Annotated in this window: 16 protein-coding genes; 14 read left to right on the top strand and 2 right to left on the bottom strand. The window is 41.9% G+C overall.

All coding sequences use genetic code 11. From position 1 onward, the window contains the following. Positions 1-93 precede the first annotated feature (93 nt). From A7975_RS15830 to A7975_RS15780, 11 genes are all read left to right on the top strand, one after another. On the top strand, positions 94-819 hold the full coding sequence (locus A7975_RS15830; protein WP_065385714.1) for a hypothetical protein: 726 nt from the start codon (positions 94-96) through the stop codon (positions 817-819). Positions 820-848: 29 nt separating this feature from the next. After that, positions 849-1,235 carry a GntR family transcriptional regulator gene (locus A7975_RS15825; RefSeq protein WP_053372407.1) on the top strand — a complete coding sequence of 129 codons (387 nt, stop codon included), beginning with the start codon at positions 849-851 and terminating at the stop codon, positions 1,233-1,235. 13 nt (positions 1,236-1,248) lie between these two features. Then, positions 1,249-2,187, top strand: coding sequence for an ABC transporter ATP-binding protein (locus A7975_RS15820; protein WP_065385713.1), 939 nt, complete (start codon positions 1,249-1,251; stop codon positions 2,185-2,187). Then, positions 2,184-3,089, top strand: a complete 906-nt coding sequence (locus tag A7975_RS15815; protein ID WP_065385712.1) for an ABC transporter ATP-binding protein — start codon at positions 2,184-2,186, stop codon at positions 3,087-3,089. The genes A7975_RS15820 and A7975_RS15815 overlap by 4 nt, the downstream gene beginning before the upstream one ends. After that, on the top strand, positions 3,082-4,383 hold the full coding sequence (locus tag A7975_RS15810; RefSeq protein ID WP_065385711.1) for an ABC transporter permease: 1,302 nt from the start codon (positions 3,082-3,084) through the stop codon (positions 4,381-4,383). The genes A7975_RS15815 and A7975_RS15810 overlap by 8 nt, the downstream gene beginning before the upstream one ends. A 388-nt stretch (positions 4,384-4,771) precedes the next feature. Beyond that, complete coding sequence (locus tag A7975_RS15805; RefSeq protein ID WP_065385710.1) at positions 4,772-6,508, top strand: DEAD/DEAH box helicase; 1,737 nt, start codon at positions 4,772-4,774, stop codon at positions 6,506-6,508. Position 6,509: 1 nt separating this feature from the next. Then, positions 6,510-7,976: a hypothetical protein gene (locus tag A7975_RS15800; RefSeq protein ID WP_065385709.1), complete on the top strand. Its 1,467-nt coding sequence runs from the start codon at positions 6,510-6,512 to the stop codon at positions 7,974-7,976. Between the two features lie 189 nt (positions 7,977-8,165). Continuing rightward, the gene (locus tag A7975_RS15795; protein WP_065385708.1) at positions 8,166-10,418 is read left to right on the top strand and encodes an AAA family ATPase; all 2,253 of its coding nucleotides are present in this window, start codon (positions 8,166-8,168) and stop codon (positions 10,416-10,418) included. 293 nt (positions 10,419-10,711) lie between these two features. Continuing rightward, positions 10,712-11,686 (top strand): protein kinase domain-containing protein, encoded by a 975-nt coding sequence (locus A7975_RS15790; RefSeq protein WP_065385707.1) that lies wholly within the window; start codon positions 10,712-10,714, stop codon positions 11,684-11,686. Positions 11,687-12,363: 677 nt separating this feature from the next. After that, a complete protein-coding gene (locus tag A7975_RS15785; protein ID WP_065385706.1) occupies positions 12,364-12,999 on the top strand; it encodes a chromate transporter in 636 nt (211 codons plus the stop codon). 13 nt (positions 13,000-13,012) lie between these two features. Continuing rightward, complete coding sequence (locus A7975_RS15780; RefSeq protein ID WP_331459219.1) at positions 13,013-13,549, top strand: chromate transporter; 537 nt, start codon at positions 13,013-13,015, stop codon at positions 13,547-13,549. On the opposite strand, the gene A7975_RS15775 is transcribed toward A7975_RS15780, so the two are convergent. Continuing rightward, positions 13,546-14,745, bottom strand: coding sequence for an ROK family protein (locus A7975_RS15775; protein WP_065385705.1), 1,200 nt, complete (start codon positions 14,743-14,745; stop codon positions 13,546-13,548). The genes A7975_RS15780 and A7975_RS15775 overlap by 4 nt on opposite strands. Positions 14,746-14,890: 145 nt before the next feature. Between A7975_RS15775 and A7975_RS15770 the strand changes: the two genes are divergently transcribed. Next, on the top strand, positions 14,891-15,853 hold the full coding sequence (locus tag A7975_RS15770) for a formylglycine-generating enzyme family protein (protein WP_065385704.1): 963 nt from the start codon (positions 14,891-14,893) through the stop codon (positions 15,851-15,853). Between the two features lie 275 nt (positions 15,854-16,128). Next, positions 16,129-17,367: an Nramp family divalent metal transporter gene (locus A7975_RS15765; RefSeq protein ID WP_483295922.1), complete on the top strand. Its 1,239-nt coding sequence runs from the start codon at positions 16,129-16,131 to the stop codon at positions 17,365-17,367. Positions 17,368-17,435: 68 nt separating this feature from the next. Here A7975_RS15765 and A7975_RS15760 read toward each other — a convergent pair whose 3' ends face one another. Continuing rightward, complete coding sequence (locus A7975_RS15760; protein WP_065385702.1) at positions 17,436-18,296, bottom strand: AraC family transcriptional regulator; 861 nt, start codon at positions 18,294-18,296, stop codon at positions 17,436-17,438. Positions 18,297-18,494: 198 nt separating this feature from the next. On the opposite strand from A7975_RS15760, the gene A7975_RS15755 reads away from it, so the two are divergent. Then, entirely contained in the window at positions 18,495-20,267 is a 1,773-nt protein-coding gene (locus tag A7975_RS15755; RefSeq protein ID WP_065385701.1) for a glycoside hydrolase family 36 protein, read from the top strand. Positions 20,268-20,362: the final 95 nt, after the last annotated feature.

Genomic DNA, 20,362 nt, shown 5'->3' with positions numbered 1-20,362 from the left:
TTGGTAAGGGTTGACAATGGTGTATACAGTGAATATACTGTGTATAAAGATATATACAGTATAATGACTGATCGATCGAGGGGAGCGAGTGCTGTGGGTTTATGGAAGGGCGCTTGGTATTTAACAAAGCATGAGCTGACTAAGGATGGTTGGAAAAGTCTTTTCACATTATTGTTTGTCGGCTATTTATTGTTATTCACGGTTCCATTGTTAAAAGATGTCGCAAGCGGACAGCGAGATGTCATGTTGAATTGGGCAATGGATTTTATTTATTTAACGTTACTTCCTTGCATGGGGTTTGTACTTAATCAAACGATGATGCGTTATTGGAAGGATAATTCCTATACGAAAAAAATGGCATATTGGAGAACGCTGCCTATCTCCTCCAAACAAATAGCGATTGGACGCATTACGCATCTAACGATCGTGTTGGTTATAACGCAGCTAGTATTTTTTATACTGCAATTCCTTATCTTACGAAACATGGGAGCCGAAATATCTGTCTTGCACTTTGTACTGTATGCCATCTTCTGGTTTGGTTATTCCTTATCGATGGCGGTTGCTTACGTCTACTGGGAAGTCGGTCATTCCGGCAAAATGTACTTTCTGTTTAATTTGATTTATATTTTTGTATTTCTCGCAATTTCAATTAGTTTAACCTACTTCAAGGTTGGCAATATCGTTTCCGCATCACTGCAGGCTATCGATGATGGGCACTGGTGGATCGCAATAGCGTCAATCGCCGTAAGTGTCATAGCAATCCTTATAGGCGTGAATCGAATCGAAAATCGACTGGAAAAACGCAGCTATAGCGCATAGTCATTAGAGAATGGAAGAAGGTGAAGGTCATGCGGCTGCCCATACAAATAAACGAGCAAAGCGCAGAGCCGCTCTATCATCAAATTGAAGTACAGCTGCGTGCATTGATTGTAAGCGGTCAGCTGGCGGAGGGAACATTGCTCCCTTCGATCCGCGAGCTGGCACAGACGGTGAAATGCAGCGTTATCACCGTAAAGCGGGTATATAACGATTTGGAAGCAGAAGGCTTGCTGCGAACGCGGCAAGGCACCGGAACTTATGTCGCGCAGGTCGGAGAGCAGGAACGTGATCGGCACCGGCTTGCTGCAGTCATCGAGGCGCTGGAGCTGGCGGTAGTCGCCGGCAAGCGGGTTCAATGTACGGAGGAAGAGCTGGAGACGATGTTTAAAGAAGCGATGAATAAACATTTTGAGTAAAGGGATGGGACGCATGATAGATGATACGATCGCAATTCAACTGGACGGCGTTGTGCAGAATCGCTCGAACTTCAAGCTAGGGCCACTTCATATGAGTATTCCGAGCGGCTACATCACAGCTATTGTTGGTCCGAACGGCTCTGGCAAGAGCTCGACGTTCCGCTTAATGCTTAATCTTGACAAAGCGGATGAAGGGTCGATTCAGCTGCTTGGCCATCAAGTGGAGAAGGGACTGGGAACAGAGCTGAAGAAAAGAATCGGTTACCTGCATGACCAGTCTTCTATACATGAGAATGGCATGAAGGGGACGGAGAAGGCGGAGTTTCACCGGTTCTGGTATAACAACTGGGATGTTAATCGTTATCGTGAGCTGCTGCATCTGCTGGAGGTCGACGATAACCAGTTGCTTGGCAAAATGTCCAAAGGGATGCGCCGCAAGTTCGAGTTTGTATTATCGCTGGCCCATCATCCTGACCTTCTGCTGCTGGATGAACCATCCTCAGGGCTTGATCCGCTTGCTTGGAAGATGATGATCGAGGTGCTTCACCGGTATATGGACCAAGGTGATCGTACCATTCTTATGAGTTCCCACATTATTGAAGAAGTGAAGCGTCTTGCCGATTTTATCGTATTTATGGCTCAGGGACGGGTGCTTGGCATCTATGAGAAGGACGAATTGTTCAGCAGCTGGTTTACGATATTTGTCAGCGGCGCCGGCCTGACTCCGAAGAAGGCAGCATTCATGCCAGGGCAATGCGGAGTCGAGCATACGGGTGGAATGACGTATCGCGTCACGACGAACAAAGCAGCTGAAGCAGAAGATTGGTGTGCAGCAGAGGGTTATCAAATCGTCAGCAGACAGGCGCTCGAGCTTGATGAAATTATGAATGCGTTACTGATGCAAGATAGGCTAAGCTCAAGAACGAATGAAACAAAGGGGGCAACAAAATGAATCCATTAATAGTCGAAGATGTTGTAAAGCAGTACGGGGATAAGACAGCTGTCAATGGTATTAGCTTAGAGGTTAGCGAGGGTGAAATCTACGGTCTGCTTGGCGCCAACGGGGCGGGCAAAACAACGACGATGCGGATGGTGCTTGGCCTCATTTACCCAGACGAGGGGAAAATTTTGTACAACGGGAAAGCTTACAGCAATGATCAGCTTCGTAATCTCGGTTATTTGCCGGAGGAAAGAGGCCTGTATCCAAAGGTGCGCGTTAGCGACCAGCTCATTTATTTAGCTCAGCTGCGCGGCATGTCGAAGAAGGACGCGGAGCAAAACTTGAAAAAGTGGCTCGATCGCTTCGAGGTACCGGAGTATTACAATAAGAAGGTCGAAGAGCTGTCTAAAGGCAACCAGCAAAAAATCCAATTTATCGCCGGCGTCATTCATTCTCCGAAAATCGTCATACTGGATGAAGCGTTCAGCGGACTCGATCCGGTTAACGTCGAGCTGTTAAAATCAACGGTCAAGGAGCTGCGCGACGCAGGCACAAGCATCCTATTCTCTACTCACCGCATGGAGCATGTCGAGGAGCTATGCCGGAACATTACCATTTTGCATCGCTCAAATGTAGTATTAAAGGGCAGCTTGAAGGAGATTAAGAAGCAATTCCCGAAAGAGCGCGTCATTCTCAGCACGGAGAAGGAAGTAACGGGGATTGAGCGGATTACCGGTGTTACCAGCGTGAACCGCCATGAGTACGGCTATGAAGTTGGGATTGCGAACGAGGCAGTAGGCGGAGAGATATTGCGCCATGCTTTGGAGCAAACGAACATTTCGAGATTCGAGATTAAGGAACCAACCCTAAATGAAATCTTTATCAAAACAGTAGGCGGTGATAGCCATGAGTAACTTTTGGACGGTTGTTGGCTTTACGTTAAAAAACAAATTCAGAGGCAAAGCGTTCCTCATTACGACGATTATTATTGCCGTTATTATGACAATCGCTATTAATCTCCCTTATATTTTCTCGCAATTCGGCAGCGGCGACAAAGTGACTAATATTGGTTATATTCAATCCTCGCAATCGGAAGGCTCAGCCACGGGCGAAAAGCTTAATGCTTATTTCGAATTGCAGGAGAAGCCGGGAGTAAAGTTTGTTCCTTACGAGGATAAAGGCTCAGAAGCAGAGAACGAGAAGCAACTGAAGCAGGCGATTACGGACAAAGACATTAAAGGTTACTTGGCCTTTGGCAAAATGACTGACAGCGGATTTCCTGAAATCACGTATAAATCCGAAAAGCTGTTGGCTTTTGATCTGACTAGCTCGATCCAAACGGGTCTACAAGCGATTCGTCAGGCTACCGTTCTCCAGGATGCCGGCTTAACAGATAAACAGCTAGCGCTGCTTAATGCGCCAATCGAAATCGCATCGGTACAAATTTCCGCAACGGAAGGCAATGCTGCCGAAGGCAAGACACCGGAAGAGCAAGCGGTTAATATGGGTCTCGTCTATTTCATCGTCGTCCTCTTGTTTATGGCGATTATGATAACGGGCCAATTGATCGCATCGGAAATTACGGCTGAAAAAAGCTCGCGCGTTATGGAGCTTCTCATTACGAGCGTATCGCCGCTTAAACAAATGTTCGGCAAAATCGTAGGCATGTTTTTGGTGGGGCTTATCCAAATCACCATCTATGTATGCGTCATTATCGTGAACGTTAAGATGCCGCATAATGATAAAATTTTAGGCCAATTTAATATTGATTTAACGCAGATTGATCCTATGCTGCTGCTGTATTCGGCTCTATTCTACCTGACTGGTTACTTCTTGTTCGCAACGTTGTTCGCTGCAGTTGGATCGATTGTCAGCCGTACAGAGGATTTGGGCCAAGCGGTGCTGCCGATTACGATGCTGTCGCTTGCAGGCTTCTACATTTCCATATTCAGCATTTCAAGCCCGGACAGCATTCTAGTGAAGGTATCCTCCTTCGTGCCATTTTTCTCGCCATTCGTTATGCTGCTAAGACTAGGCTTGACCGATCCGCCGGTGTGGGAAGTGTGGGCATCGATTGGCATTCTGCTCGTCACGATCTACGCGGCCGTATGGGTATCGGCAAAAATTTACCGCACAGGCGTACTCATGTACGGCAAACGTCCTAGCTTTAAAGAGCTTCGTAAAGCGATGAAGGCTTATAAGATTTAGGGTTGGGTTAATACTGTGGGTAATATCTATAATTGAGACAGTTTTTATTAAGACTTGAGATTTTTATATCATACTTGAGACAATTATAATGAACCAGTAGGATCAAAACCCTTGATCTTACTGGTTTTTTTTATTTTGACCCAAAATATAGGGTTAAACATGAAAATAACCTGAAAAAACAAAAATAATAGGTTTAGCAAAAAAATGTCAAGGAGAGAAATGTTTTATGAATTGTAATCAAAGACGAGACCGAATAATCGTGGCAACAATCCACCATAAGGATGACTTTTAAATTATTAATTGTGATATTTAACGACTATTATCGACAGTTAATGACATGTAATATCTGGTACAATATTACTAAAGTCATACTTGGGGGGTATTCTAGTTGAAAGTAGTTATGCCTACAGAAGCTCAGATGCAAGCACTATTATCAGGTAGATCTTCGAGCATGAACGTTAGATTGGAACTTCAATCTCAGGAAATTCGTCTCCAAAAAGGATTTGATCGTTTAGTATGTCTTTCGGAAATAGAAATAGAACCACGCCCATGGCAAACTGATGCAGCATTGAAAGTATTGCGTGATATGCAAGGAAGCGCGATATTAGCTGACGAGGTCGGACTGGGTAAAACAATAGAAGCAGGGTTGATTATTAAGGAACTTTACACTAGATGGCTCATCAAGTCCGTATTAATCCTTGTACCTGCCCCACTTGTGGAACAATGGAAAGAAGAATTAAATGAGAAATTTCATATTGAGCTTAAGGACAGCAAAGAGTCAGGATGGGAGACATCTAACTTTATTATTTCATCCATTCCTGGGCTCGTGCGTTCTGAGGAAAGAAAACGAAAAATCAGTGAACGTACTTTTGATCTACTTGTTGTGGACGAAGCACACTGTCTTAAGAATCATACTACAGCTACATACAAGTTCATTTACAGCATAAGTAAGATAAACACGTTGCTTATGTCTGCTACGCCTATCCAAAATGACATTAGAGAATTATATAATCTCGTGAATATATTAAAACCAGGGTATTTACGTAGTCGAAAATTATTCAGAGAAGAGTATATTATTAACCGTTATACACCTAAAAACATTCAAAACCTTAAAGAACTTCTTAATAATGTAATGATCAGAAATCGAAGAGCTAATACATTAGTGGAGCTACCAAGACGACATGTTTATAGCATGGAGATCGAGCTGTCTGATCTCGAGAGGGAATTCCATAATCAGGTGATAGATTTCTGTAGAAATATTTATCGTAAATATGTCGATGGCCAAATTCCTATTGGCTGGGATAAGACGGAAATCAATTTAATTGTTCTCATTCTTATGATGCTTCTTAAGCAAAATTGCAGCAGCCCACAATCAACCTTGAGGACCCTTAAGAATCGAATGCTGCCGCGGTTATCAGGATTAGATGATCAAAAAATATGTGAAGATCTTATTGGTTTCGGTGAAAGTATCACTGTTCCTACAAAAACATTAGAACTATTGAAAATTATTAAAGCCAATAACACTCAGGTCATCGTTTATTCAGAATATCTTGCGACCATCGAAATGTTAAAGTCAGTGTTTACCGATCACGGTGTGACATTTACAACTTATCAGGGAGGGCTCTCCTCGAGTGAAAAACAAATGGCTATTGAACGATTTCGAGATGGAGAGTGTCAGGTTTTTATATCAACTGAATCAGGTGGACAAGGCCTCAATCTACAATTCTGTCATCGATTGATCAATTATGACCTTCCTTGGAACCCGATGAGAATTGAACAACGGATTGGACGAGTACATCGTTTCGGGCAAGTAAATGATGTTGAGATATTTACGATGCCTACTAAAGGAACCATTGATGAGTACCTACTCTATATTTTAACTTCGAAAGTTAATTTATTTGAGATTGTTATTGGGGAGCTAGATACGATCCTCTCCTATATGAAAGTAGAGGACGATTCACTCGAAGTTAGAATCGGTAAGATTATTTTAGAGTCAGTCCACGCATCCGAAATTGAACATAAACTAAGAGCGATCGGTGAAGATATGCTTAAAGCTAAGCAAGAGTTGGAAGGGGATATCGATCAGACAACAAAAATATTGGATCATATTGGAGTAGGTGCCTAAATTGGAATTTTTCAAACTTAAAGATTATATAAAAGAAAGCTGTTTGTACTTGGAAATTGATGTATTAATGATTTCCGATCATCTGATGCATATTATGATCCCTCAACATCTTAAGAATGAGTTCTCTGGTATCGGTGAATATCAGATAAGTTTTATTAAGACTTCAAACCCAAAGCAAACATATATTACGTTCGAATCGTTCTTCACACAGAAGTTAGCCAAATTAGTTGCTGAGCAAAATCATGGGGTAGGGCATATTCTATTGCAGCACCCGATTGAGCGATTAGTGGATGATATTACAACTAAGTTTCCAAGCTGTGAGTTTGAATTATTAAATGAGGAAAGTATCAATTCGGATAAGCTGTATGTTTGGTGTAAAACAACAATTCACGGACAATTAATAGAGGAGTACCTTAAAGGATTTCAGGTTGATGTCGAGACAGGAGTAGTAATCCCTCTACTTGAAAGTTTGGAAAAGATTTTAATTGAAGGTACAACTGCTCCGGTAGATGGGCTATCCAGAGAAAAATTAGATTTAGCTCTTTCTAATGTATTAACTGAGGCTTCTAAAGACGCTGAACGATTTGTTGACAAAATTACAAAACAAACAAATATCCAACTACTAAATGAGATCAACCGGATAAACGACTATTATGATACCCTGATTGCAGATAACCAAGCTGGAGAAACATCAAAAGGAAATGAGCCCAAGACGGAAATTGATTTACTGCTTAAAGAGCGTGCAGCACTAATTCATCAGCAAGAAATAAAATTCTCGATGTCAGAAAGCGAAGTTATGATTGAACCTGTAGCTATATTGGTGGCAAGAAATATTGTTGAACATGCGACTGTACGAATCGATAGCAAGGCTGGGCATACTCTTCTCAATGTACATGGTGATAAACCAGTAGACGTTCATTGTTTAATTAGTGGTTCCACTGAAGGACCTTTTACAATCTCTAGTGATCATGTCTTAGTTTCAGAGAAACATACGTTTGTATGTATGACATGCAATAAGCTTTTTGATGATAGAAAGTTGAATAAATGCAAGGTTTGTACGGATCCCATTTGTCTTTCGTGTATGACGCTATCAAGTGTAACAAAGCTTCCATTATGTAACTCTCATCATATCAATTGCCATATCTGCTTACAGGCTTGTGCTGAAGAAGAGCAGCATCTCTGCACAAATTGCAACCAATTCTATTGCGGTAATTGCAATCCAGGCAGCCTTTGTCCTCTGTGTAAGTCCATAGCTCCCATAAGCTCAATAACACCTATAATTCAACGAATATTAAAGGCTATTCCAAATCCAACTAAATCAAAGAAGTTTGAATACGCAGAGAAGGGAAACCGGATTGTCCTACTGGGAAAAGGTCTTTTATTTAAAGAGTTTTTTGTCATTTATGATAAAAAAGATGATCGCATTGTGGAGATTCAAGAATTCGGAATGTTTAATAAGAAGAAGTAGAAAAGCTGTAAGGGTCCAGCCTGAGTATATTTATTGCTAATAATTAAAACTTCTGGTCGATACCACACATAAGGATAGAAACGAGTTTATCAATCAGTCAATTGATAATTATATGATTTTGGAAATCTTTCATCGAACAAGAGACAAAGTTGACGAGATAGTAATTCTTATCATTAAGGGGAAGAAGTTATGATTGAAAAGATAACTGCGAAAGATATAGCCACCTATGGTCAAACAGGAGTTACATTAAAAGACTTAAAAAAGGTTAATGTTATTTATGGAAATAATGGATCAGGAAAGACAACGCTTTCTGAAGTAATAAGTAATGCTGATAAATTTCCTTCTTGTATAGTTGAGTGGAAGAATAAGAAGATGGCCACATACGTCTACAATAGGAATTTTGTTAAAGAGAACTTTATGGAGGGTCCAATTAAGGGGATATTTACTCTTGGAAAAGAATCTGTAGACGTACTAGTAAAGATCGATGATTTAAAAGAGAAGATCAATCAACATGAAGATGAAATTATTAAACTACTCGAACTAGAGAAAGATAAAACAAACGAGCAAAATAATTTGGTTAAAGATTTTACTAAATCATCATGGAGAATAAAGTCTCAGATTGATATCGATTTTAAAGATTTAATTAAAGGGTTTAGAAATTCCCAAGAAAAGTTTATGCAAAAATGTGTTGAAGAGGCTCAAACAAATCAACGACCACTTCTAACTATAGACATAATAAAAACAAAACGAGAAAGCCTCTTTGATCGTAGTACAGAATTATTGAAAAAAAAATTGCGAATAAATTACGAAGAAAAGTTGGAGAAAGATTCTATTTTTAAAGCTAAAATTATCGGACGTGATGATGTGGATATTTCTAGATTAATCACCAAGCTACAAATAAGTGATTGGGTGAATCAGGGTTCTATAATTGTAAAAAATACAGAAGGGGTATGCCCCTTTTGTCAACAAACCCTTCCGGACTCTTTCGAAGAAAAACTAAATAAATATTTTGACCATACTTACGAAGAACAGATGAAATACCTTCAAATAATTTCCCAGAGATACATTGATAATTATGAAAAAACTATTATTGCGATAAATGAAATAATTAATGATGGAAATAGTATGTTTATTGATAAACAAAAATTGATAAATAGTCTAGCCATAATCAATGCTAGACATGACGAAAATAAATTATTAATTGATCAGAAAATGAAAGAGCCCAGTAGAAGTATAAAATTAGTTGAGATTCACGAAATAATATCTACAATTAATTATGAGATTGAAGCATCTTATGAAAAAATTGATGAAGTTAATAATCTAATTGAAAATAGTAGATCAGAGAAAGAAAATCTTATAAAAGATGCTTGGAGATACATTGTTGAGAAAAATAAGAATAATTTTAAAGATTATTCACTAAAGATAGAAAAGATAAATCGTACATTACATGGAATAGAGGAGAGGATTCGACAAAAGAAACAATATAAGAGTAAATATGAAAAGGAGTTAATTCAATATCAAAAACAGATTACAAGCGTCCAATATTCGGTTGATGAGATAAATAGAATATTAAATTCATTTGGATTTAAAAATTTTAGACTTGCAACAACATTAGAGAATGGCAACTACATGATAGTAAGAGAAAATGGAGATGACGCTAATGAAACGCTAAGTGAAGGTGAAAAGACATTCATAACTTTTTTGTATTTTTATCAATTAATAAAAGGGAGCAACAATATAGAGGACATCATTAAAGATAAAGTCGTGGTAATTGATGATCCTGTCTCAAGCTTAGACACTACCGTTCTATTTATGGTTAGTAGTTTAGTAAGACAATTGCTATTTGATGTTAAAAATAATTCCTCAGATATCAAGCAGATTTTTCTTTTTACTCACAATATTTACTTTCATAAAGAAGTGACATATAACAAAGGCAAAAAGAACTTTGGTGAAGGAACATATTGGATATTACGTAAGAATAATAATATCACAACCATTCAGTATTTTAAGGATAATCCAATCAAAACCTCGTATGAACTGTTATGGAAGGAATTAAACAACATACATAATCAGAGCCCAATAACAATTCAAAATACTATGCGAAGAATAATTGAAAACTATTTCAAGTTTTTTGGGAATATGGATATCGACGAGTTGGAGAATAATTTTGATACCGAAGAGAAAATTGTATTTCGCTCATTGTTATCCTGGTTGAATGATGGTTCACATTCTATTAATGAAGATTTGTATGTCGAAAACAATGAAGATCTTATCGAGAGATACATGCAGGTATTTAGAAATATATTTATTAAAACAAATCATCAAGCACATTATGAAATGATGATGATGGGAACTGATTCTCAAGAGAATTTCCATCAAAATCATGAAATGGTCTATTTAGGTGTTAGAGAAGCTGCTAGTGGAATTGAGCGAATAGAGTAGTAGTGATTTATCAAAATGCTCTTGGGTAAAAATAGGTATGTAATGTAATATTTCAATTAAATTATCTTATAGGGAGAATTCGAATATTGGCATTCCTAATATCTACAGCCAGTCCTTACTTGACAATGTGAACAAGTTAATAGAGTTGTGGGACGGTCTAACCGAGCAACATCGCCAAAAAGAGCTTAGCGATTTACGCACAATTTATTGTAGGTAACAGTTATAGTTGAGTCTTAAGAAATCATTATAAACTACGTCGCTAGTCAAACATTTATGAGGAGATTAAATAAATTATGTATGAGTTGCAGAGTGGTCAACTAAATATTGAAGGTAATATCATTAGTATACCTAATGTGATATTTGTAAAGGAGTTAGGCAAAGGTAAAAATGGATTGTGTTTTGAAGGTCAGAGTGAATTTCCAAAAAGAAAAGTAGTCATCAAAATATGGCTTCCTCGCAGAGATATAAGTATACCAGACGAGGAGAGATTCAAAGAAGAAGTTAATAAAACGGCCATGTTTAACTCTGAGAGAATTGTGCAAGTATACAACGCAGGAGTTGTTAATGAAATATTCTATGCTGTCATGGAATATATTGAGGGCAAAACTTTAAAAGACTGGCTCCTCTATGAGAAACCACCCTTTGAGCATCGGAGAAATGCTCTGCAATCTTTATTAGCAGGAGTACGTTTAGCTAATAATGAGAAAATAACATTAGGTGATCTCCATTGGGAAAATGTAATGATATTAAATAATAACACTTCAAAAATAATTGATATCGGAACCAGTGTATATGCTAATTCTGCTAAGGCAAGTCATGAACGCAGTAAGAGACTGCTATTAGAAACTTCACTGAAATTGTTGCAGGAGGAAGGAGAATTCAAGCTTTTGGATTTATCCAATTTAATAAAATGTCCGAAACATATTATGATACATTGTTTAGAAGGGCTGAAAGATACTATCTCCTATATTCATGGTTACGGTGTTTTAGACTATCAGCTGGATGAAGTAATGTTTATTGTATCGGATATAGTTACCAAATATCCGCTTTTTGATCTGGAAAATGTAATCAATCGTTTCTATGCCACTGATGCTTACAAGTACCAAACAGATGTGATGATATATTTAGTTAAAAATGAATGTTACAAACTTCTTGATATGCCTATGAGCGTTGAATTTGGTGAATCTATAACTCCTGCGTATATAAGTGAAACTATAGAAAATTATGAAACTGTAAAGAGAAATTATATTATGAAAATTAGTGACTAGTTTAATTGTGTAATTAGTTAATTAACGTGGAATAGTAAGATTCAATTGATTAGAGTATTACTTAGAGACTATTTCTTATTCAATTCTTTAGTAGTATCAGTGCTCCGTTGAAAACCGCTAATCGGTATATGAGGTATATTAAAGCGGATCTTTGCTCGGAGTTCTTTCTGCATAATGCTTATTATTTCCCTACAAAGTAGCCATGTAGGCAGACAGTATGTATGTTATTACTCTAGTGGAAAAGACAAGTCTCAAATTTTATAGTAATAAGTACGACAAGTCTCATTTTATGATATCAAAAGTCTCAGCTATAACTATAAATCAGGTTATATTCTTATGTTTTTTGTCTCATTTATAACCATTACGCACAATACGGATGGTTCGTTAATGCTAAACGTAATGAAGCAGGTTTTAAAAAATTAAAAAAACCTTGATGGCCAAATTCCTTGGTCAATCAAGGTTTTTTTGTATTCTTCCAAACCTACATCCGGTTTCTTTCTATGCGACGATTTTTCGGTTTAAAACCGCATCATCATTCCCTTCTTTGTTTCAAATTGAAATAAAGTATCTAAAAACAAAGAGTTATTAAGTCAATTCGCCCGATTACAGATATAGATAATTCCAAAATGAAAAAAAGGTGTTATAATTGAATGGTACTACGGTAGAGGGGGTTCAAGATGGATAACAGAAAAGGGTTAGCTAAGAAGCTTTTTGAATTGTTTTGGACGTTCTTTTGTATAGCTCCCGCTTCTTTTGGTGGCGGATATGCTATGTTGCCCGCTATTGAAAAGGAAGTTGTCGATAAAAGAGGCTGGTTAGACAGCGCAGAAATGAACAATCTGATTTCAATCGCAAGCTCTGCTCCCGGAGGCGTGGGAGTTAACGCAGCTGCTGTTATCGGATACCGGCATGCAGGCGTTTATGGTTCGGCAGCTGCGGTTGCGGGAATAACGCTGCCTACGTTTGGAATTGTGTGTATCCTTAGTTTTGTTTACGGATGGTTTGATGAATATCCTAAGGTTATAGCGGCTCTTAAAGGAATTCATGCTGCTATCGTCGCGTTAATTGTTGTCGCAGCCTTCAAGATTGCCCAAACCTCTCTGGTGGACAAAACAACAATCGGGATCGCGCTCTCTACGCTTGGTTTGCTGCTTTTCACAGACATCAATCCCACATTCATTATCGTCACTGGATTATTTGCAGGCATTATTCTCGTTAAAGCAAAGGAAAGCATGGGGAAAAAGGTGATCTTGGATAAAAGCGCGAATTTTCATCGCCAAGTAGAGATGACTTATCCGGAGTATTATATTTGAGGGAGGAGGGAGCATGATTTTTTGGCATTTATTTTTAACCTTTTTGAAGGTCGGATTTGTTTCCTTCGGGGGAGGTTACGCGGTCATTCCGCTCATTCAATACAAGGTTGAGCAGGAGGAGTGGATGTCGGGGCAGCAGCTTCAAGAAGCCGTTTCGCTTGCAGGGATGGCACCAGGGCCGATTGCCACGAATACGGCTACGCTAATCGGTTATCAAACCTATGGTATAGGAGGGGCGATTGCCAGTACGCTTGGCATTGTTTTGCCTTCATTAATCGTTATTATTATATTAGCTGGAGTATTTTACAAACTTCAACGAAGCAAAGGGCTGAAAGCCTCTTTCTATGGGCTGCGCCCCGTTATTTTAGGCTTAATGGCATACGCGGCTATTCACTTTATGATGTCGGGTAAAACCGTGCAAGCATTAGACTGGACATCGGTAATTACGGTGTTGCTTTGCGGAGCAGCCGTTTATGCCATATTGAAATACAAGCTTCATCCCGTTCTGATCATTGTTTTATCTGGGATTGCGGGCATTGTCCTATTTTAAAAAATATCTAATGATTTCCACACCATAAGGGCGGCGCCGGTCGCAACTGCGTCTTCCTTTAATTCCCCCTTGGAGAATTGAGGCTCATACTCGGGGTAATAGTAGGTGTTTTTCTGTGCCGTCTCAACGGCTGTGTTATAAAACCGCTCATCGGAATTGATCAATGCGCCGCCAAGAATGATTTTATCGGGATGGAACATATTGATTAGGTTTGCGAGTCCAACGCCAAAATATCTGGCAGACCGATGGAACAATTCAAGCACATAGGCGTTGTCCATCCTTAATTCCCTAAGAAGCATCTCGTACTTGATATGCTCCGGGTCGACATGATAATGTTTTACGATGTCAGCCCGATCCAGCTTTGCTTCCATGCGGGCTTGTCTCTCCAACGCGTTGACGGAGACGAATGCCTCCAAAGCGCCGTAGTTTCCTTGCTCACTCAGCCTTGGCCCGTCGGTTTGAATGATCATTTGACCTATCGAGCCTTCCATGTCAACTTTACCATGGACGATCTTGCCAAATGACATCATCGCGGAACGCAAGCTTACTCCTGCATGTACATACAGCATATGCTGCGACTGTGATTGACGAATAGACCAATGCTCTCCCAAAAGGGCTGTATTGGCTCCGTTGTCCAAATAGGCGGAAATTCCCGTTTCATTGGTCAAAAGCTCGCAGATGGCGACATTCGTCCATCCTTTGGCAGGAAAGTATAAAGGTTTTAAAATAAGGCCCTTCCCCCGGTCCAGAGGACCAACCGCTCCAATCCCGATACCGAGGATTCGCTGCTGCTCCAAACGGTGGTCCTTAAGGAACGAACGGATATTTTTGGCGACCAATGCGACAAAAACTTCGGGGGTCATGTCTTCATCCATTCTCCACCGGGTGAACGACATGGGATTCATGTTCATATCGAACAATCCGAGCGCAGAGTGGAACCGTGAGATTTCTAATCCGAAAAAGTAGCCGTATCCGGGATTGATCTGAAACAGGATAGGTTTCCTGCCTCCGTTGGAAGGCCCAAGCCCGGATTCCATAATTAATTGATCCGCCAGCAATTCATCAAGCAAACGATTCATCGTGCTGGTCGTCATTTTGAAATAAGATAAAAGATCTGCTTTAGAGACGATGCCAAGCTCGGCAATCCGGTAGTAAAGTAAATTTTTTGACGATTGTTTGTTGAATGCACTTTCCATCTTTATTTACCTGCTTCTCTAATTAATAATATAAGAAGTACGATTATGTTGTTATCATAACCTAATTACCGCATGCAAGCCAGATATCACTTGTAGTTTGGATTACGGCAACCTATTTGCATTCATCATTGGAGGTTATAGAGATATGGATAAACGGCCATCATGCTGCGCTGCAGCAAGAGAAGCTGGACCCCAAAGCACGGATGGACCACTATTTTCGGGCGAAAAAAACCAGATCATGGACAAGCCTGCTTTTGAAAATATGATTGTCATTCCAGCGGGAACTTTTACGATGGGTACTGACGCGCAGGACGGATTTCCGGCCGATGGGGAAGGCCCTGCCAGGCAGGTGACTGTCGATGCGTTTCAGATTTCTCCATACGCGGTTACAAACGCAGAATTCCAGGCTTTTATTGAAGCAACAGGTTATGTGACGGAGGCCGAACGTTTTGGCTGGTCCTTTGTTTTTCACCTGCTAGCCTCCGAAGAGACGAAGAGACGGGCAACAAACGTGCCGCAAGGCGCGCCTTGGTGGCTTGTCGCAGAAGGAGCGTACTGGGCAGCGCCGGAAGGTATCGATTCTTCAATTGATGATAGGATGGATCATCCCGCCGTCCATATTTCATGGCATGATGCCGAAGCCTATTGCCGCTGGGCAGAGGCAAGATTGCCGACAGAAGCAGAATGGGAGTATGCGGCGCGCGGGGGATTGGAACGAAAAACGTATCCTTGGGGCGACTTGTTGAAGCCGGATGGCGAGCATCGATGCAATATATGGCAAGGGAAGTTTCCGGTCAAAAATAATGGGAGCGACGGCTACGTCGGAACCGCGCCAGTACATGCCTATGAACCAAACGGCTATGGACTTTACAATATGTCGGGCAATGTGTGGGAGTGGTGCCAGGATTGGTTCAGTTCCGCCTATCACCGCCAAACGGCAAGTGAAAATCCGATCTTCAACCAGCCTACAGGCAATCGCTCCATGCGGGGCGGCTCGTATCTTTGCCATAGGTCCTATTGCAATCGCTACAGAGTAGCAGCGAGAAGCTCGAATACGCCGGACAGCTCGACTGGAAATTGCGGATTTCGTGTCGTACGGCCATTATAAGGAGAAGCTACATAATCAAACCAGCAAGATCAAACCATTGATCCTGCTGGTTTTTTTCTACTTTAGGCTAGAGTTATAAAGCATGCTTTTTACTATTGGAAATAGGCAACAATAAACTTTATCAGCTTAGTGTTGCTAAATTGACGATGCCCACATATAATTTTACCTAAGGAAACATTTTGTCGTTGATCAAAGAAACATTACCTCGTGCAATGTTCTAGACATAAATGAGAATGGAGATGTTCTGATTGAACGAAGCAGCCAAAGAACAGTCAGTGAATGAGTTGTTATCAGGACGAACGAAAGGCCTCAAAAAATTGCTGCCGTTTCTTGGCCCTGCTTTTATCGCCGGCGTAGCGTATATTGACCCGGGGAATTTTGCCACCAATATCGCTGCCGGCTCCCAATACGGATATATGCTGCTTTGGGTGGTGCTAGTATCCAATTTAATGGCTATTCTTATTCAGGCGTTATCGGCTAAATTAGGAATTGCAACGGAAAAAAATCTTCCGGAGGTTTCTCGCGAAAATTTCCCTAAACCAGTCTCGTTTGGGTTATGGATTCAAGGGGAGCTAGTCGTCATCGCGACCGACCTTGCCGAATTTATAGGCGCGGCGTTAGGCTTATACTTATTGTTTGGCATTCCGCTGCTGCCATCCGCGATCATAGCAGCCATCGGCTCCTTTGCCATACTTGAGCTGCAGCGCAGAGGATTCCGCTCGCTGGAAGCGGGGATCATGGGCATGGTATTTATCGTGGTTTTAGCATTTGGCCTGCAGGTTTTATATTCACAGCCGAACACGGGAGAAATTCTTAACGGGCTGTTCACTCCACAGTTTAAAGGCGTAGACAGCGTGATGCTGGCTGCCGGCATTTTAGGGGCGACGGTTATGCCTCACGCCATTTACCTTCACTCTGCATTGACTCAGAAGAGGATTGTAGGGAGAACGGAAGGTGAACGCAAACGGATTTTCCGCTTTGAATTCATTGACATTATGATCGCAATGATCATAGCCGGTGTGGTTAATGCGAGCATGCTCATCGTTGCTGCAGCTTTATTTTTCAAAAACGGGTTGAATGTTCAGGATTTGGACGTAGCGTTTACTAAATTCGGCGATCTTGTCGGTCCTTTCTCCGCTATCTTATTCGGAATTGGTTTGTTGGCGTCAGGACTCGCAAGCTCGGCAGTGGGCACCATGTCCGGGGATATTATTATGCAAGGGTTCATTAGACGGCGAATTCCGCTTTATTTAAGAAGGCTCATTACCGTCATTCCGCCTATTGTCATCATCGCGATTGGGGTAAATCCAACGACGGCGCTCGTGATTAGCCAAATTATTTTGTCGTTCGGCATTCCGTTTGCGCTGATTCCCCTCATTATGTTTACAAGCAATAAGAAGATCATGGGCAGCCTTGTGAATCATAAAGTAACGAATGTGTTAGCATGGACAATAGCGCTTGTTATCATTTCTTTAAATGTTTTTCTGCTGTTCCAAACGTTGACTCATTTTTAAAGGCAGGATAGAAAGCTGCAAATCCCCTGAGAAGATCGTGCTTCGATCTTCTCAGGGGATTTTTGTGTTCATTCGTATGCTTGAGGCGAAATGCTGCGTTTGCGGAAAGCGGTTGGCGATAGTCCGAGTCGGCGGATAAAAGCTTTGCCGAAATAAGCAGCATCATCGAAACCGACGCTGCTTGCAATTAATTGCACAGGAAGATTCGTCTGGCTCAGCATGAGGCAAGCTTTTTCCATCCGGTAGCGGATTAGAAATTCATGGGGGGAGACACCCATTTGGGCATGGAACAGCTTGGTGAAATAGGAACGGTCCAAATCGACTTGCCGGGCAATGACAGAGATCGAAATACGCTTATGATAATGCTCTTCTATAAACTTTACTGCTTGCGCGACATATAACTCGTTGCTGTTTCTTCCTCCGCTGCGCTGCGGCTGCTGCAATTCCTTCTGCCTGTTCAGGAAGGTTGAGAATACTTGCAGCAACAATCCGCAGCAGTAGGTTTCGGCAGCAAGATCATTGACAGCGGAATGCTGGAGCAGCTCGGCCAGCAATTTCTCCGCTCGCGCGGGCTCGAGATGCGAATGGGTAGGCGATTGAACGGTCAGTCCTGCCGAATGAAGCAGCTTGGAAGCAAGCTGCCCGTCAATTCCGACCCAATAATACGTCCAAGGGTCCGTCTCGCTCGCGCGGTAGGAGGCCGGCTGATTGGGATACATGCAGAAGCTGTCTCCTGCTTTCAGCTTGTAATCGCAGCCGTCCATCGTAAAGATGCCGGAGCCTCTTACGATAAAATGGAGCAAAAAATGATCGCGCATGACCGGACCATTCTGATGAGAAGGAAGGCATTGCTCCAGTCCGCAGTAGTGAAGCCGAATATCTGTTTCCAAGCGACCGATCAGAAAATGTTCCGTAAATTGTTTTTCCAACCTGAATCCCTCTTTTCATAAGCTGCGATTGGATAAAAATAGCACAAAGTTACTAGTCATATAAGCGATAAAGCAATGGTTATATCAAAATAATAACACAATATAACTACTATTAAACACAAAACTCTCTATAACTTCAACCCATTCAGGAGATATAATAATCTCAAAAATAAAAGAAGCTCAGGGAGGCTTTACAGCATGCAGCTTACCGCTAAAGGGTTATATGAATATAAGCTTGAGAGCGTGGACTCCGTATTCCGCGCAACGCTTTCGGTTGAACGCGAATCCGAAGACATTGAAATTGTACGCGTGAAAATAGAAGCGGACGCTCCGGCCGTGCCGCCCATATTCAATTTAAAATGGAGCCATCCCGTTATAGACGTGCAAGGCGTATGGCATCCAAACGCTCTGTATCAGAAATCGATTCGGGCAGATTGGATCCCGCTGCTGGATTCCAAATCGACCAGCTCCGCTCCGGTAGTCAGTTTATTCGGCGGAAAGGGAGTTAACAGGCTGACCTTTGCTTTTTCCGATGTGCTGAACGTCATTAAGTACGATGCCGGCCTCCACGAAGAGACCTCTGATTTTAACTGCATCGTTGCGATGTTCGACACGCCGACTCCGGAGCTTGCTTCATATGAAGCGGAGCTTCGGATTGATATTCGCGAAATTCCTTATTACACCTGTTTGGGTGATGTGAGTAAATGGTGGAGTGAATACGAGTCGAATAAGCCTTCCCGTGTGCCGGCAGAGGCGCTTGAGCCTATGTATTCCACATGGTATAGCTTCCATCAGGAGCTGACGCCGGAAGCCATTGAGGAGCAGTGCCGCCTTGCACTTTCGATCGGCTGCAAATCGGTTATCGTCGATGATGGCTGGCAGACGGCAGACAATGCCAGAGGTTATGCGTTTTGCGGGGACTGGCAGGTATGCGAGGAGAAGATGATCGATATGAAAGCACATGTTGGGCGCGTGCATGCAATGGGCCTCAAATATTTGCTTTGGTATTCGGTACCTTTCATTGGAGTAAACAGCGAGGCTTGGACTCGATTCCAAAATAAATTGCTCTACAAAATGGATCACTTGGGCGCTGGCGTCGTTGATCCGCGTTATCCGGAGGTTAGGGAATATTTGATCGGCATATACGAGAAAGCGTTACTGGACTGGGATTTGGATGGCTTCAAGCTTGATTTTGTCGATGTATTCCAGCAGCAGGAGCAGGAAAACGAGAGCGCTGATCCGGGTCGCGATATCGCCTCGGTGCCGCAAGCGGTGGACGTGCTTCTAAGTGATGTCATGTCGCGTCTGCGCGCAATAAAGCCCGACATCATGATTGAGTTCCGTCAGCCCTATATCAGCCCGCTTATGCGGAAGTACGGCAACCTATTCCGTGCGGGGGATTGTCCAAACGATGCGGTGCAAAACCGTATCCGCACGCTCGACATCAGGTTATTATGCGGCGAAACGGCGGCGCATGCCGATATGATCATGTGGAATCCGAACGAGCCGGTTGACAGCGCAGCACTTCAATTAATCAACATTTTGTTTGCGGTGCCGCAAATTTCCGTTCGCCTAGAGACGCTTCCGCAGAAGCATCTGGATATGCTGACCTTCTGGCTTTCCTTCTGGCGCGAACACCGTGACGTGTTGATGCATGGACAGCTGCAGCCTCAGCATCCTGAGCAGCTCTTCCCGCTTGTGACTGCACGCAATCATGACCGTTCCATTACGGCCGTATATAACGATTGCGTTGTTTCGATTGATGATGCTGCTACGCAAAAAATCGTGGTCGTAAACGGGACGCGCGGTGATCGGTTGATCGTGGAGACGGCTAAGCCTATTGGAGCTAGAAAGGTTCGCATACTTGATTGCATGGGCGTAGCGGTTAGCGGATTTGAGATAGATGGCGAGCAAAGCTTGCTATCGCTAAGCGTTCCGCCTTCCGGCCTCGTAATACTGGAATCGGTCTAACCTAACGACTATTGGAAAATGAGGTTCCGATCTTAAACAAAGAGGGTGTCTTCAGGCTTATGCCTTGGGAGACACCCTCTTTGCTGTATTCCGCT

This window comes from Bacillus sp. FJAT-26390 (assembly GCF_001682865.1).
Classification (GTDB): Bacteria; Bacillota; Bacilli; order Paenibacillales; family Paenibacillaceae; genus Pristimantibacillus.
The sequence above is the reverse complement of the archived record's forward strand: the minus strand, read 5'-3'. Positions and strand labels throughout refer to the sequence as shown.

What these genes read in the sequence shown, in the direction of transcription:
- A7975_RS15825 (WP_053372407.1), top strand. Translation starts at nt 849, where the DNA reads ATGCGGCTGCCCATACAAATAAACGAGCAAAGCGCAGAGCCGCTCTAT.
- A7975_RS15820 (WP_065385713.1), top strand. Translation starts at nt 1,249, where the DNA reads ATGATAGATGATACGATCGCAATTCAACTGGACGGCGTTGTGCAGAAT.
- A7975_RS15815 (WP_065385712.1), top strand. Translation starts at nt 2,184, where the DNA reads ATGAATCCATTAATAGTCGAAGATGTTGTAAAGCAGTACGGGGATAAG.
- A7975_RS15810 (WP_065385711.1), top strand. Translation starts at nt 3,082, where the DNA reads ATGAGTAACTTTTGGACGGTTGTTGGCTTTACGTTAAAAAACAAATTC.
- A7975_RS15795 (WP_065385708.1), top strand. Translation starts at nt 8,166, where the DNA reads ATGATTGAAAAGATAACTGCGAAAGATATAGCCACCTATGGTCAAACA.
- A7975_RS15790 (WP_065385707.1), top strand. Translation starts at nt 10,712, where the DNA reads ATGTATGAGTTGCAGAGTGGTCAACTAAATATTGAAGGTAATATCATT.
- A7975_RS15785 (WP_065385706.1), top strand. Translation starts at nt 12,364, where the DNA reads ATGGATAACAGAAAAGGGTTAGCTAAGAAGCTTTTTGAATTGTTTTGG.
- A7975_RS15780 (WP_331459219.1), top strand. Translation starts at nt 13,013, where the DNA reads ATGATTTTTTGGCATTTATTTTTAACCTTTTTGAAGGTCGGATTTGTT.
- A7975_RS15775 (WP_065385705.1), bottom strand. Translation starts at nt 14,745, where the DNA reads ATGGAAAGTGCATTCAACAAACAATCGTCAAAAAATTTACTTTACTAC.
- A7975_RS15770 (WP_065385704.1), top strand. Translation starts at nt 14,891, where the DNA reads ATGGATAAACGGCCATCATGCTGCGCTGCAGCAAGAGAAGCTGGACCC.
- A7975_RS15755 (WP_065385701.1), top strand. Translation starts at nt 18,495, where the DNA reads ATGCAGCTTACCGCTAAAGGGTTATATGAATATAAGCTTGAGAGCGTG.